Source organism: Pseudaminobacter sp. Soil_N_29, assembly GCF_057656055.1.
This window is the reverse complement of sequence record NZ_JBDGLC010000001.1, coordinates 277841-292235: the sequence shown is the minus strand read 5'-3', so window position 1 is coordinate 292235 and position 14395 is coordinate 277841. Positions and strand designations below refer to the sequence as shown.

Sequence of the window (14395 nt, the reverse complement as noted above, 5' to 3'; positions counted from 1 at the left end):
GGCGCTAAAGCACTCTATCGCCAATGTGTGCCGATGGGCGTTTCGCCAGGTCCAGGGAAATCTCCGGAGCCATCTCGTTGTCGCCGGCCGGTTTCTACCATGACTGGCCCTGCGCGCGCCGTCGATGGCGGCGAGTGACTGGCCGGGCACCAAGCCCGGCGGCGCGAGGGAGGTGGCTTGAGGCTTCAGCGCCGGCCGAATTGCTGCACCGACTCACGCGCGGTGCGGAAGGTTTCCGCCCAGGCTGCAGGGATGGGCCGCGGGTCGATGATCTTGTCCGCCGGTGCATAGGGCAGTTCGCCTCCTGCTCCCCGCGCTGCGAGTTGACCGCAGCCAAGCGCGGTGAGCTCCGGTTCGCCGGAGACGCGGATCTGGCGGCCGAGAATGTCGGCGATGAACTGGCAGAACCAGGGGTTGCGACTCATGCCGCCATCAATGCTGATTGGCGGCCGGATCGCCACCCGCTTCTCCATCTCGGCAAGAACTTCGCCGACGCGGAAGGTTATGCCTTCCAGTACGGCCTGCACCATGTCGAGCCGCGTCGTGTCGAGGCTGAGGCCGAACCATGCGCCGCGCGCCGATCTATCCCAATGCGGCGCGGCAAGGCCAGATAGCGCTGGCACGAAGACCAGGCCGCGCGAAATGGCGGGCTTGCAGGCAAACCGGTCAATCTGCGACAATTCATCAAAAAGCCCGAGGTTGTGCGCCCAGTTGACAGCAGAAGATGCGGTATAAACGCCGCCATCGAGCGCGTGCATCGGCTCAGCGCCGCTTTCGGCCCATGCAATGGTCGGCAGAAGCGTGCCGCTGTCCTGAAGCCCGTCGGTCAGCACCAACGCGAAGGCGCCGGTTCCGAAGGTAATTTTCGCATGGCCCGGAAGACGCGCGCCATGGCCGAACAGCGCCGCTTGTTGGTCGACAATGCTCGCCGTCAGCGGCGCGCCATGTGGCAGCTTGCCAAGATAACCGGACGTCGGGCGGATCGGCGGCAGGGCCTCCATCGGCACGCCGAAGATGCGACAAAGCTCCGGGTCCCATTCGCGCGTGCGCAGGTTCATCAGCGAAGTGCGCGAGGCCGTCGTCGGATCGGTGGCGAAATTGCCAGTCAGCCGGTCGCGGAAGAATGCGTCCGTCGTGCCGAGCCGCAACCGTCCCAGCTGGGTAAGCTTCTTTGCCTCAGGGACATGCTGCAGAATCCAGGCAAGCTTCGAGGCAGAGAAGTAGGGATCAAGCGGCAGGCCGGCCCGCTCGCGCACCATCCGTTCGAGGCCCTGCTGCTTGAGCTGCTCGCAAATGTCCGCCGTCCGGTCGTCCTGCCAGACGATGACCGGCGTGATTGCCTGCTTGGTGCGCGAATCCCAGGCGAGGCAGCTCTCACCTTGATTATCGAGGCCGACGCAATCGACATCCGGCGCGGCGTCGAGACAGGCGCGGATGCTCGACAGCAATTCCTCCGGATCATGCTCGACACGGCCGGGTTGCGGATAATATTGCCGGTGCTCGACTGCGTGAACGGGGCGATTTCCCGACTCGTCGACCACGAAGGCTCGAGTGGAAGTCGTTCCCTGATCGATGGCGAGCGCTCGCATCATTCCTCCAGAAGGATCGTAACTGGGCCATCCTGAGACGGCATTGGCAAGAGGATGCGCCGCTCCTGGCGGCTATGGATGCGGCGCGAGGCAACCTCGTGGCCATTCACGCGCACGGACAGACGCCCCTTGACCGGCCGGTTGACGCGCAGCTGCAGCCAGTCGAGGGCGCGGTACCCGCTCAGGAATTGCGGCACGACCCAGGAAAGCGCATCCCCGGACAGGGTCACCGGCTGGCGCTGCGCTGGCGCCTTATCCTTCAGGTCGGCCAGTATCGCCAGGCCGACCACCCGCCCTTCCGCCCAGCACCAGCCGGCGGTTTCCACTGGGCGCAGCATATTGCCGGCGGCATAATATGTCGGGTCGGAACAGCGGCCCATAGCGTCGATGGCAGGACCGCCGCTCGCCGGATCGCGCGCCACAGGTCCATTGGCAAGCAGCGCCGCCTCGGGCCGGAATCTGCCGCTGATGATCACGCCGTCCGTTTCGATGTGCTGCTTCCCGGCAGGGCCTTCGACGACCACGCCCTCAACCCGATCGCGGCCCTCAATGGCGAGAAGTTGTGTCGACAGATGCAGCGGAATCCCCTTGAGGCGCGGATAGAGCGCCGAGGGCCAGCGCGCTGTGGGCGCCACGTTGGGCTCGATCATGGCGACCGGGCGAATGCCGATATGGGCGCAAGTCATGATAGCCGAGAAGGAAACGAGTTCCGTGCCGAGAATGACCGGACGGCGGAAGGGCCTGCTGCCCTCCAGATAGACCAGGCCCTGCAGCGCCCCCGTCGACAGGATGCCCCCCGGCTTCGTGCCGCCGATCAGCCGCTGGGCGCGGGAACTTTCCCGCACGCCGGTGGCGAGCAGCACGCGTCTGGCCGCGATTGTTGAGACGCCGCCATCGGCCGTGACCGTGACGGACGGGCCGGGATGGAGCGCGATTACGTTGACATTCAGCGCCAGCTGCACGCCAGCAGCCTCAGCGCGCGTTGCCAGCGCTCTTGCGTAATCCGGGCCTCTCATCAGGCGGTGAAACTCGCGCATGCCGAAGGGATAATGGCCGCAATGGCGCGGAATGCCGCCCGCGGCGCTTTCCCGGTCCACAACCAGAACATTGCAGTGACCGGCGAGCTCCGTCGCTGCTGCTAGCCCGGCGGGGCCGGCACCGACCACGAGGACATCGACCTGGGAAGGAAGGCTCATTCCATCGTCTCCGACATGGGCTGGTCGAAATGGCCCCGCGTCAGGCGCGACAGTTCTGTTGAGCAGTAAAAGCCCTGGCAGCGCCCCATGGTGACTCGGGTGCGCCGCTTCAGCCCTGCCAGCGAACGCGCCGGCAGGGGACCGGAAAGCGCATCCATGATTTCGCGCTGGGTGACCAACTCGCAATGGCAAACGACGCCGCCATGGCGGGGCTTTTCCCAATCGCGCGGCTGGAACTCCGAAATATTGCGGACGCTCGGCCAGACAGGATTGGCAGGAGGCGAGAGCACGAGGCCCGCCAGCCGCTCGACATGCTGCGCAATGCCGAGCGCTGCCGAGAGGCCGGTCGAGCGGATGCCGCCGACCGTGATGCAGGACAGCCCTTCATGCGCGGTGATGCAATAATCGTTGCGCTCGGTCGCGGGCCGCAGGCCGGCATAGATTGCCGTGACCTCGTGATCCTTCAGCGCAGGCAAGATCTCCTCTCCGCGGCGCATCAGGGCGGCAAGCTTCTCCCGGTCAAGCCCGGCACGCAGCCGGTCTTCCTGATCTTCGGCGGTCGGCCCCACCAGAACATTGCCGAACGCCGTGCGGCAGACGACGACGCCCTTGGTGATCGCGGTCGGCACGGGCAGCAATATGTGCCGCACCAGCGCGGCAGCCGGCTTGTCATAGACGACGAACTGGCCCTTGCGCGGCTTGATGGTGAAATCGCGCCGCCCGATCAGCAGTTCGTCGACCAGATCGCCGAAATTTCCGGCCGCATTGATCACCAGCCCAGCGCGCACCTCTCCGCGCGTTGTGTCGAGCAGCCAATCGCCCTCCCGCCGCGCGGCCGTGACCTCGGCACCGCGCAAGACCTCGGCGCCGTTCTCGACCGCCTGCAGCAGGTAGGCGAAGGGAGCTGCCCATGGGTCTATGAGATATTCGCCGGGAACACGGAAAGCCGCGCACGCCGCCGGCCCGAGTGCAGGCTCGGCTTCGCGGAGTCGAGCCTGCCCCAGGGGCTCGATATCCGTTACGCCGTTTTCGCGCGCCTTATCCATTAGCGCCGGCAGGGCCGCTTGCTCCTCCTCGTTCCAGGCTATGACGAGCGCGCCGCAGCGCAAAACCGGCAAACCAAGCCGGTCGTGCATGGACAAATATTCCTCATAGCCCGCCCGGATACAGGCATGTTCAAGCGAGCCTGGCGGTGCGTCGAAGCCGGTGTGCAGAATGGCAGAATTGCCTTTGGAAGCACCGTCGAGAATGTCCACCGCCTTTTCGATCACGGCGACGCGTGCGCCTGCGAGCGCGAACCGCCGGGCAATGGCGCAGCCGACTACGCCCGCGCCGATGATTGCCACGTCAAAGCGCCCTGTCAGTGCCTGAACCGGCATCTTTATTGGAACTCCTGTCCCTCGTTGAATGGGGGATTCTTCCGCAAGATGACCAAATAGTCAATTATTACAGCGGGATTTGCGCAAAAGGGCAATTCATGCTCAGCCATCTGTTGACACAGGCAGAAATTGTGGCGTTAGGTACTTCGTCTGATGTGGGGGTTGGGCATTGAGGCCGGGGGATCGACAAGCAGAAATCCTGTTGTGCGTCGAAAGGGACGGCGAAGTGTCGGTGCCGGATCTGGCGACACACTTCGGCGTTTCAGCCGAGACCATCCGCCGGGATTTGGCTCATCTCGCCGAGACTGGCGCGCTGCAGAAGGTGCATGGAGGTGCGCGCCGCATCCGCCTGCATGTGGAGAGCAGCTTCGAAGAGCGCATGTCGGAACAGGCGGCCGAAAAGGCGATTATCGCCCAGAAGCTCCGAGACCTGATCTCTCCTGGCGATACTTGTTTCATCGATACGGGAACCACAACGCTGGCCTGCGCGAAGGCGCTGGCGGATGCGCAGGACATTACGGTCATCACCAATTCCCTGCTCATCGCCCGCGTGTTGGGCTCAGGGCAGGCCCGGGTATTCCTTCTGGGAGGTAGTTTTGCAGCGGACAACGTCGAGACCGTCGGGCCCGTAGCGCTGGCGCAGATCACGCAGTTTCACACCGATTATGCCGTTATCGGCGTGGCGGCGCTAGACGCGGAAGTGGGTCCCATGGACGCCAATTTCGAGGAGGCGGCGATCGCGCGTGCCATGTGCGCGCACGCGTCAAAGATCATTGTCGTCGCAGGCTCGGCCAAATACGGCAAGCGTGCCCTGCACCGGGTTTGCCCTCTCGAAGATGTGGACATGATCGTCAGCGATCAGCTGCCGGGCGAGGATGTCCAGGCTGCGCTAGACGCGGCGAAGGTCAAGCTCATCTAGCAGGCAGGCAGGCGGAACAAGAAAGAAATCAATGTCTTCGATGGCTCAAAGATATGTGCGGTTCATGGACGGCATGTCGGACTGGATCGGCTGGTTCGCCATGGTCCTGATCTATGTCATGATCCTGGTGCTGTTGTACGACGTTTTTTCAGACAAGGCGTTGGGCGTCGTACAGAACTGGACCCTGGAAACAGCCCAATTCACCCTAGCCGCCTTCTACTTCCTCGCCGGCCCCAAGACTCTGAAGGACGAGGGTCATGTCCGCCTCGACCTGCTCTATGCCCGCCTGGGCGTGCGCGGCCGGGCGATCGTCGATTCGATCACGATCTGGCTGGTCATCTTCTATCTGGCGGTCTTGCTGTGGGGCGGCATCTCCTCACTGCAATATTCCTGGATCACCAATCAACGCCTTCCGTCGCTCTGGGCGCCCTCCCTGGTACCGATCAAGATTCTCATGAATATTTGTGTCCTGCTCATGATCTTGCAATGCATCGCGATCTTCTTGCGTGACGTCCTGCGCATCCGTGACGGAGACGCACGATGAGCTATGAGACCGTTGCGCTGATCATGTTCGCCGGCATGATTCTGCTCATGCTGACTGGCCAGCGCGTCTTTGCGATGATTGGCGCAGTAGCGTGTGCCTCTGCCCTGGCACTCTACGGCAACGCGTCGGCCGAGCTGCCGTTCAACGCGGTCTTCAAGCTGTTCTCCTGGTACGCGCTGCTAACCCTACCGCTCTTCGTCTACATGGGCCACATGATGGCGAAGTCAGGCATTGCCGAAGATCTGTACAAGATGATGCATATCTGGTGCGGCAGGCTCCCCGGCGGCCTCGCCATGGGCACTATCTTGCTGATGGTGATCATCAGCGCCATCAACGGCCTGTCGGTCGCCGGACTTGCAATCGGCTCGGCGATAGCACTGCCAGAAATGCTGCGCCGCGGCTATGACAAGGTGCTGATCACCGGGGTCGTTCAGGGCGGATCGACGCTCGGCATACTCTTGCCGCCATCGGTCGTGATGGTGCTCTTTGCAGTCATCGCCCGCCAGCCGGTATCGGATCTGTGGCTTGCGGGGATCTTCCCGGGCCTGATGATGGCGGGGATCTTCGCCGCTTATGTTTATCTTCGGGTCAAGATCAATCCGAAGCTGGCTCCCGAATTGAGCGAGGAGGAATTAGCCATGCCGCTGCGGGAGAAGATTCTTCTCCTGCGCGCCGGCATCGCTCCGGTCGTCATTTTTCTGCTCATGATCGGGCTGTTCGTGACGGGTTACACCAACCTGCTCGAGAGCTCGGCTGTTGGCGCGACCTCGGCCACGGTGGCGGCGGCCTGGAAGCGGCGCCTGAGCATCGGGCTGCTGATCGAGACGGCGCGCGAGACTATGTCAGTGACGGCCATGTTCATGTGGATCGTGCTCGCCGCGCTCGCCTTTTCGTCCGTCTTCGACGGGATTGGCGCGGTCCGCGCCATCGAGAACATTTTCATCCACAATTGGGAACTGTCGCCCTGGATGGTCATCCTGCTCATGCAGCTCAGCTTCATCTTGATGGGCATGTTCCTGGACGACACGGCGATGCTGGTGATCGTCGCGCCGCTCTACATCCCGTTGGTGCAGCGGCTCGACCTCGGCATCGATCACCAGATGGTGTGGTTCGGCATCCTTTACACGATGACCTGTCAGATCGCGTATATCACGCCGCCCTTCGGTTACAATCTGTTCCTGATGCGCGGAATGGCGCCGAAGGAGATCACGCTCATCGACATCTACCGTTCCATCGTTCCGTTCGTGTTGATGATGGGGCTTTCCATCGCCTTGCTCATGCTGTTCCCGCAGATCGCAACCTGGCTCCCCAGCTATTTCCGAGGCTGATGCCGCTAACCACAGGAGGAGAAAGAATGACAGACAGCAACAGGCCTTCCCCATCTGAAAGGATCCTCGCCAGCCGGCGCAAGTTTCTCGCCGCGGCCGGCCTCGCCGCGCCGGCGGCCCTGGCCGCCCCGGCCATCGTCCGCGCCCAGGCGCCGATCCGCTGGCGGCTGCAGACCTATGCCGGGCCGTCGCTCGGTGAGCATGTGATCAAGCGGCAGGTCGATGCGTTCAACGCCGCAGCGAATGGCGAGATGGAGATCGAGCTCTATTATGCCGACCAGCTCGTGCCCACTTCCGAGCTCTTCCGCGCCCTGCAGAATGGCACGCTCGACGCCATCCAGTCGGATGAGGCAACTATGGCCGCGCCCGTCGACATTGCGGTGTTCGGTGGCTATTTCCCGTTTGCCACGCGCTACAGTCCCGACATCGGCGCCCTGTTCATGTATTGCGGCCTCGATAAGATTTGGCAGGAAGCCTACTCTGAAGTCGAAAATGTCACCTACCTCTCGACAGGCGCCTGGGATCCGTTGCATGTCTTTACTGTCAAGAAGCCGGTCCGCTCGCTTGCCGACCTCAATGGATTGCGTGTCTTCGGCGTCCCGACTGCCGGCCGCTTCCTGTCGCGCTACGGCCTCATCCCCGTGACGGTCCCGTGGGACGATGTCGAAGTGGCCTTGCGCACCGGCGATCTCGACGGCGTGCTGTGGTCCGGCTTCACCGAAATGTACGAGATGGGCTGGGCCGACATCTGCAACTATGCCCTGTCCAACTCCATCACCGGCGCCTGGTTCGGCTCCTATTACGTCAACACCCCGAGCTGGGAGAAAGTGCCGCCGCATCTACAGCAGCTCTACCGCACTACCATCGACCAATCGCACTATTACCGCATGGTCTGGTACTGGGGCGGCGAGGCGAAGCTCCGCGTCGAGGGCGAGAAAATGGAACTGACCTCGATTCCCACCGAGGAGTGGAAAAAGGTCGTCAAGGACGCCGAGAGCTTCTGGGACGAAGTCGCGAGCGAGAGCCCGCGGGCGGCGCGCGTCGTCGAGATCTTCAAAAAATACGCTGCCGACATGGAGAAGGCCGGCTATCCGTACCGCTGAGTTGAACCGGGAAGGAGGGAAAAGCCCTCCTTCCCGAGCAATCGGCGGCCGCCAGGAGGTTTTGCGGGAAAAGCTGTAGGCTAGTCTAACGGACCAAGATCCTTTGCACCTCCTGAGGAGGCCATTCTGGATAACGATGGCATGGTGAAGCAACCTTTCGAGCAGTGCGGTTGCGACACGGGATCGCCGAAGACCTTGCCCCATCCGGCGCCATTGCCGAAAACGAACTTAGAACTGGATAAAACATGGGGGCAACGTCACTCAACCGCAGTGGCACGGGGCGTTCGCTGAAAATCGTAGCTGGCGTCCTTCGAGACGGTCCCGAAAGTTTCCCCTTGGGATCGATCGGCGGAACCCAGTAGACGATCCATATCCCCTCCGAAGCGGAACTCGCAGTGCGTCACCTCAGAAGTGCTTCCTCTTCCAAGAGCAGCCGGTGCAGCGTGGCATGGAGTTCATCGCCGTTGAGTTTGCTGGGGTCGAACCCGCTTTGCGATCCTATCGACGTCAATGCGCTGTCATTTTCAGGCAGGCCGCTGACCAAAGCCATCGACCATTGAGCAAAGTTGCGGTGCTCGATCGGCTCTATGGCAAGAAGTGACACGTCACCGTGACGGTCGTCTTGTTGGATGCGTTCGAAGGTTTCCTCGACGTCTTTGAGGTGGCCTTCCAGAACCTGGCCGAAGCAACCCGAGTTGAAGATCAATGCACCCGTCACGTTGCAGCGCGAGTTGTTTGCACGGCTGGTCGCAAGGATCTGCTCGATCGCCCGCTTAAACTCCTCGCCATGCTTGGGTATCCGGTTGCGGCTGTAATAGACGAGTCGATAGAGCTCTTTACTCACTCCCAATCCCCTTTTTTTGTTGGTTCCATGAGCTCAGAAACGAGTCGATATCGATCTCGGGGATCGGCCGACCGGTAAGGTAGCCCTGCACGGAGGTGCAGCCTTCGGCGCGCGCCCGTTCCAACTGTTCTTCGGTCTCAACCCCCTCGGCGATGGTCTTCATGCCGAGGCTCACGCCAAGTCCTGCAACGGCTCTGAGCACAGCCTGACACTCAAGCCGGTCGTCTGCGCCGCGGATGAACGACTGATCGATCTTTATCTTGTCGAAGGGAAACTTCTGGAGGTAGCTGAGCGAGGAATAGCCGGTTCCGAAGTCATCCATGGATACCTGCACCCCAAGTGCCTTGACCGCATTCAGTGTTGCGAGAACTTCGTCGGTGTAACTCAGAAGAGCGCTTTCGGTGATTTCCAGCTCAAGCCGCCGGGGTGCCAGGCCAGAGTTGCCCAGGGCGGACACGATGACATCGCCCAAGTTGCCGCCTCTGAATTGCACGGGAGACACATTGACCGACACGGACAAATCGCCCGGCCATCTGGACGCGTCGGTACATGCAGTTCGAAGAGTCCATTCGCCGATCTGCGTGATCAGGCCGATCTCTTCCGCCAGCGGAATGAAATCCAACGGCGAGACGACCCCTCGCTGGGGGTGATGCCATCGAATGAGCGCTTCAAAACCAGTGATGCAATTATTGGCGAGATCTATCTGGGGTTGGTAGACGAGCGCGAACTGCTTGAAGGCCAGTGCCCTGCGCAGATCGATCTCGAGCGCCCTTCGACGCTGCATCCTTTCGTGCAGCTCCGGATCGAACAAGGCATACCGGCCGCGACCCTCGTTCTTTGCGCGATAAAGGGCAAGGTCGGCGTTTTGCAGCAGCCTCTCGGCCGTGCAGGCATCGGCTCCTGAAAACGCGATGCCGACACTGACGCCGATATTCACCGAATGGCCGCTGATCACATAAGTGCGGCCGACAAGGTCCACCAGCCTTTCGGCAAGGCCTGTTGCGTCGGCAGCGCCGCTGACATGCGTCTGGAGGATGATGAATTCATCTCCCCCGACACGAGCGACGATGTCCTCCTTGCGGCAAGCGTTGCGCAAGCGCTTGGCAACTGCCTTGAGAAGGGCATCGCCGATTGGGTGCCCAAGCGTATCATTTACGAATTTGAAGCGGTCGAGATCCAGGGCGTATACGACGATGTCATCGCGCGCCTCCGCGGCATCCGCAGTTTCTGCCTCCAGCCGGGACAGGAGTTCCGCACGGCCGCAGAGGCCGGTCAGCTCATCCAAGGGAAAGACACCATGCTCGGCCCCCGGCTCCTCTGCCGGAGTCAGGGCGACAACGACGAGATCGTCGTCCGTCGTTTCCCACATTACCTGGCTGCTGCCATCGCCCAACTCGACGGTGCCAGACCGCCGAATGCCGGATGCGTGTTCTGGAAGTCGTCGAGAGCGATAAAGCCGATCGAAGAACGCTCGTTGCGAAGACGGGTCAACTCCTGCCTGTCGAATTGCAGGCCCGTTCGCATATCGAACGCTTCCATCATGACCAAAGGCGATGACCGGAAGGCCGAGACGATCGCAGCCAAAAAACCGTTCTGTTTCGCGCGCTGCCCCAGCTGCTTTGCTCATAGGTAGGTCCCTGCTCCAATTCGTCTTGCCCGTCGTCGGCTGGGCAACAGCCTAAAGCTGGACTTCAGACCAAGGCGACGGTGGCGTTTCGCTTTTGTTAAACTGGAAAATCCCGGCCTGCTATCCGTCGAGCCCGGTCACGACTCCGGCGTCTGCATCGCTGGAACACTTGGCCTCCTACTCGACAATCGATAGAAAAGGGTAAAGAGCTAAAGGCGTCCGGCGGGTGTGCCCCGGTCTCCAGCGTGGGCTGGGTGCTTCTTCTTTTTTTGAGAGTTGAACCGGACGTGCGAGCCTGGCGGAGGTGCGCCTCCAACTGGGCACGTTGCGCTTCTCGCCGATGTGGAAGGGCCTTGTCGAGCGCAGCCCGTCCCTCACCAAGCGAATCTTGACTGGGGTTGCCAAACCCGCTTGCGCCCGCCCGGTGATCCACCCGGGTCGCGGCGCCGTATCACAATCCGTGTGCAAGTTCTCGAGAGATTGGAGGCATGCGATGGACAGCGGGAAACTAGGCCTGTCGGGTCTGGCAATAACGCTTCTGCTTGGCTGGTCACCCGCGGCTGCGGGGGACTTTTCATTGGAAGGCTATTTTGCCGGAAGGACATCCGCCGTTGGCAGCTTCAGCGCCATCAATGGCGTGAAGCGGAAATTCACCGTCGATCTCTTCGGCAAATGGAACGGCAAGACGCTGACCCTGGTGGAAGACTTCGTCTACGACAATGGCGAGCACGACCGAAAGACCTGGCGGTTCGAAAAGATCGCCAAGGACAAGTATCGCGGCACACGCGAGGACGTCATCGGTGAAACGCTGGTGACGATCAGCGGCGGTACGGCCCGCTTCAGCTATCTGGTCGACCTCGACGCCAGGAACAGGAGCAACCGCGTGCGGTTTCACGACACGATGAGCCTGCAGGACGACGGCACATTGCTGAACAAGGCGCTTGTGACGAAGTTCGGGCTACCGGTGGCACTGACGCGGGTGGAATTTTCCCGGCGCTGACGGGACTGGTCCGCCCCCTGCCACGCCCGCAAAGGTGGAAGACCAAGAAGGACTTGATCATGTCACTTCCTGCTCCAAGATCCTTCGCATTGGCTCTGCTGTCCATGCTGTGCCTGACTGCTGGAGCCGCGGCGGCCGAAGAACTGGACGGCCCAAAGATCAAGAAGCTGATTGCCGGAGAGACGGTGCGGCTGAATACGCCGTTCGGCATTGCCCTTCCGCTACGCTACCGAAGGGATGGCGTGGTCGTTGGCGATGTCTCCGGCATTTCGGCGGCGAGCATGTTCGCGCCGAAGGAGGAAGGCCGCTGGTGGGTCGATGATGACTCGCTGTGCCAGCAATGGCCGACCTGGTACAAGGGCCGCAAGTTCTGCTTCAAGATCACGTCGCTCGGCGAAGGCAGTATTTTCTGGCTCCGTGACGACGGTGCCTCGGGCACCGCGCGTATCGGCGACTAGATGGCCAATACCGGAAACCGTCTGTCGGGGCAGACGCTCAAGCTGATGTGTTATGCGTTGCCGGCTATACCGTTGGCAGCGTTGGCGCTACCTCTTTATGTGATCGTGCCGACATTCTATGCGCAGAATCTCCAACTCCCAATCGTAGCCGTCGGGACAGTTCTGCTGCTGATCCGGCTGATCGATGCGGCAAGCGACCCGATGATCGGCTGGCTCTGTGACCGCCTCTTCATGAAATCCGGGCGCAGGCGGACGTTCTTTCTGCTGTGCGTGCCGTTGACGGCCCTGGCCGCGTTCATGGTCTTCTGGCCGCCTTCGGGCGCCGGCGTCGGCTATCTGGCATTGTGGGGCACACTGCTTTCGGTCGGTTATACCGGCACGCTTTTGCCTTACACCGCGTGGGGCGCGGAACTGGCGACGGACTATCGCGGTCGCTCCGTGGTTTCGGCCTTTCGCGAAGGGGCGACACTGATCGGAACGGTGATCGCGGTGGTGCTGCCCTTCGCGGTTGGGCTCGACAGGATAGATGGTTTCCACGGCCTGGCCGCCATCGCCGTCCTGACGCTGGTGCTCCTGCCGGCTTTCGGCGTGTTCGCCGTCAAGATCGTACCGGAGCCGGCCAATCGCTCGACGACGCGGCTGCGCTTGGCGGAGAGCCTGCGCTTCGTTGTTCGCAACAGGCCGTTCGTCCGGCTCATCTTCGCGTTTCTACTCAACGGCTTTGCCAACGCGATCCCGGCGACGCTGTTTCTCTATTTCGTCTCCGAACGGCTCGGTGTTGCCGAGATGCGCGGACCACTGCTCTGCCTCTATTTCCTGTGCGGGGTTCTCGGTGTGCCCATGGCCGTTTGGCTCGCGGGAAAAGCGGGCAAACACCGCACGTGGTGCGCGGCGATGACCGTCGCCTGCGTGGTGTTCGCCTTTGCCGGTTTCCTCGGTGCGGGTGACATCGTGCCATTCGCCGTCATCTGCGCGGCAACAGGACTGCTTCTGGGCTTTGATCTCGCTCTGCCGCCAGCAATCCAGGCTGACGTTATCGACTACGACACCGCAAAGTCGGGCGAACAGCGTTCGGGGCTCTATTTTGCCGCCTGGGGGCTGGCGACCAAGCTGTCTCTTGCCCTGAGCGTCGGCTTGGTCTTTCCCATCCTTGCCTGGTCGGGTTTCGAAAGCAGCGCCGCTGGAGCCATGCCGGAGACAGCGATTGCGACGCTGGCCGCGCTCTATGCCTGGTTCCCGATTCTGCCCAAGGCAGCCGCCATTGCCGTCATGTGGAATTTTCCTCTCGGCGAGGATGCGCAACGATCATTGCGAGCGCGCATCGACAGCGCGGCCGGGCACAGCAAGACCGATGATCAGGAACCACTCGCGGATGCGGCCGTCGTCCGTTTTTCGCGGTTGAACGCAGATCGAAAGGAAACCTGATGTCGAAAGCCTTTTCCCTGATCCTATTCATACTGGCGGTCGTTCTGATCGGCATGCTCATCGGCTATGCCACGCTGCCGGGCGAATGGTATGCGAGCTTGAACAAGCCGTCATTCACGCCGCCAAACTGGGTCTTTGCCCCTGTGTGGACGGCTCTCTACATATTGATCGCCATCGCTGGCTGGCGATGCTGGCTTCGCGATCGAAGCAGCGCCGCAATGAAGCTGTGGTTCGTTCAGATGGCGCTCAATTTTCTGTGGTCGCCCGTGTTCTTCGGGGCTCAGCAACCGGCTTTGGCCCTGGTGGTCGTCATTGCCGCATTGGCGGCGGTCATCGGCTTCATCATAGCGGCTTGGAACAAGGACAGGCTGGCGGCGATCCTCTTCCTGCCTTATGCGGCATGGACCGCATTTGCGACCGCGCTTACCGCGGGGGTCGTGGTGATGAACTGAGCGGCCGCACTATGCCTGTTTCGCGGCATGTGGCTGCTGGTTACTGCCCTTTTCTCGCTGCCTGCGCGGCAGGGTACAGTCAGCCTGGCTTGCCTACCGTCCAAGCGGTAAGCAAATATCCGCAAGTTGCCGCGGTTGCTGTCAGCGCCACGCCCCAGATCGTGTCGACGACGCTGACGGTGGACGACCAGTTCTTCAGCGTGGCCAGGTTGGTCATGTCGTAAGTGCCATAGGCGACGAGGCCGAGTAACGCGCCATTGACGAGCGCCGTCGCCCAGTTCGCACCGTTTACCGCCGGCATCACTGCGAAGTGCACGATGCCTGCGACATAGACGAGATAGAACAGGCCCGCGACGCTGAGATTGGGCTGATCCAGGAGCAGGCTCCCGATGCGGCTGCGGTAGAAGCTGGTGGAAACGGTCGACAGCCACACGAAGTCGATGCCGAAGAAGACGACGGCTGTAGCGGCATAAGCGATAGCGTAGCTGGCGAACATAGATGCGATGCTCTCGGCGCTTCCAGGGCGAGGAC

General features: G+C 61.8%; 14 protein-coding genes. 8 read left to right on the top strand and 6 right to left on the bottom strand.

Going from position 1 to position 14395, the window contains the following annotated elements:
- Window positions 1-185: 185 nt before the first annotated feature.
- From AC3A4H_RS01390 to AC3A4H_RS01380, 3 genes are read right to left on the bottom strand one after another with little or no spacing between them, the layout of a single operon-like run.
- The gene (locus AC3A4H_RS01390) at window positions 186-1592 is read right to left on the bottom strand and encodes an FGGY-family carbohydrate kinase (RefSeq protein WP_487765093.1); all 1407 of its coding nucleotides are present in this window, start codon (window positions 1590-1592) and stop codon (window positions 186-188) included.
- Window positions 1589-2785: an FAD-dependent oxidoreductase gene (locus tag AC3A4H_RS01385; RefSeq protein ID WP_487765092.1), complete on the bottom strand. Its 1197-nt coding sequence runs from the start codon at window positions 2783-2785 to the stop codon at window positions 1589-1591. The genes AC3A4H_RS01390 and AC3A4H_RS01385 overlap by 4 nt, the downstream gene beginning before the upstream one ends.
- Window positions 2782-4164, bottom strand: coding sequence for an NAD(P)/FAD-dependent oxidoreductase (locus AC3A4H_RS01380; protein ID WP_487765091.1), 1383 nt, complete (start codon window positions 4162-4164; stop codon window positions 2782-2784). The genes AC3A4H_RS01385 and AC3A4H_RS01380 overlap by 4 nt, the downstream gene beginning before the upstream one ends.
- A gap of 169 nt (window positions 4165-4333) precedes the next feature.
- On the opposite strand from AC3A4H_RS01380, the gene AC3A4H_RS01375 reads away from it, so the two are divergent.
- From AC3A4H_RS01375 to AC3A4H_RS01360, 4 genes are all read left to right on the top strand, one after another.
- Window positions 4334-5083, top strand: coding sequence for a DeoR/GlpR family DNA-binding transcription regulator (locus AC3A4H_RS01375; protein WP_487765090.1), 750 nt, complete (start codon window positions 4334-4336; stop codon window positions 5081-5083).
- Window positions 5084-5147: 64 nt separating this feature from the next.
- On the top strand, window positions 5148-5627 hold the full coding sequence (locus AC3A4H_RS01370) for a TRAP transporter small permease subunit (protein ID WP_487765089.1): 480 nt from the start codon (window positions 5148-5150) through the stop codon (window positions 5625-5627).
- A complete protein-coding gene (locus AC3A4H_RS01365) occupies window positions 5624-6955 on the top strand; it encodes a TRAP transporter large permease (protein WP_487765088.1) in 1332 nt (443 codons plus the stop codon). Before AC3A4H_RS01370 ends, AC3A4H_RS01365 begins: the two co-directional genes overlap by 4 nt.
- A gap of 26 nt (window positions 6956-6981) precedes the next feature.
- Complete coding sequence (locus AC3A4H_RS01360; protein WP_487765087.1) at window positions 6982-8058, top strand: type 2 periplasmic-binding domain-containing protein; 1077 nt, start codon at window positions 6982-6984, stop codon at window positions 8056-8058.
- Window positions 8059-8458: 400 nt separating this feature from the next.
- Here the strand turns inward: AC3A4H_RS01360 and AC3A4H_RS01355 are convergent, their stop codons facing one another.
- Window positions 8459-8902 (bottom strand): BLUF domain-containing protein, encoded by a 444-nt coding sequence (locus AC3A4H_RS01355; RefSeq protein WP_487765086.1) that lies wholly within the window; start codon window positions 8900-8902, stop codon window positions 8459-8461.
- Window positions 8895-10529, bottom strand: a complete 1635-nt coding sequence (locus tag AC3A4H_RS01350) for a putative bifunctional diguanylate cyclase/phosphodiesterase (protein ID WP_487765085.1) — start codon at window positions 10527-10529, stop codon at window positions 8895-8897. Before AC3A4H_RS01350 ends, AC3A4H_RS01355 begins: the two co-directional genes overlap by 8 nt.
- Window positions 10530-11022: 493 nt before the next feature.
- Here AC3A4H_RS01350 and AC3A4H_RS01345 point away from each other — a divergent pair, with 493 nt between their 5' ends.
- Genes AC3A4H_RS01345 through AC3A4H_RS01330 form a run of 4 tightly spaced genes read left to right on the top strand, consistent with a single transcriptional unit; the run spans window position 11023 to window position 13864 of the window.
- A complete protein-coding gene (locus AC3A4H_RS01345; RefSeq protein ID WP_487765084.1) occupies window positions 11023-11529 on the top strand; it encodes a DUF3833 family protein in 507 nt (168 codons plus the stop codon).
- Window positions 11530-11588: 59 nt separating this feature from the next.
- On the top strand, window positions 11589-11987 hold the full coding sequence (locus tag AC3A4H_RS01340; protein ID WP_487765083.1) for a hypothetical protein: 399 nt from the start codon (window positions 11589-11591) through the stop codon (window positions 11985-11987).
- Window positions 11988-13412 (top strand): MFS transporter, encoded by a 1425-nt coding sequence (locus tag AC3A4H_RS01335; protein WP_487765082.1) that lies wholly within the window; start codon window positions 11988-11990, stop codon window positions 13410-13412. It begins immediately after the preceding gene.
- A complete protein-coding gene (locus AC3A4H_RS01330; RefSeq protein ID WP_487765081.1) occupies window positions 13412-13864 on the top strand; it encodes a TspO/MBR family protein in 453 nt (150 codons plus the stop codon). Before AC3A4H_RS01335 ends, AC3A4H_RS01330 begins: the two co-directional genes overlap by 1 nt.
- A 79-nt stretch (window positions 13865-13943) precedes the next feature.
- Here AC3A4H_RS01330 and AC3A4H_RS01325 read toward each other — a convergent pair whose 3' ends face one another.
- Window positions 13944-14360 carry a DUF2177 family protein gene (locus AC3A4H_RS01325; protein WP_487765080.1) on the bottom strand — a complete coding sequence of 139 codons (417 nt, stop codon included), beginning with the start codon at window positions 14358-14360 and terminating at the stop codon, window positions 13944-13946.
- Window positions 14361-14395: the final 35 nt, after the last annotated feature.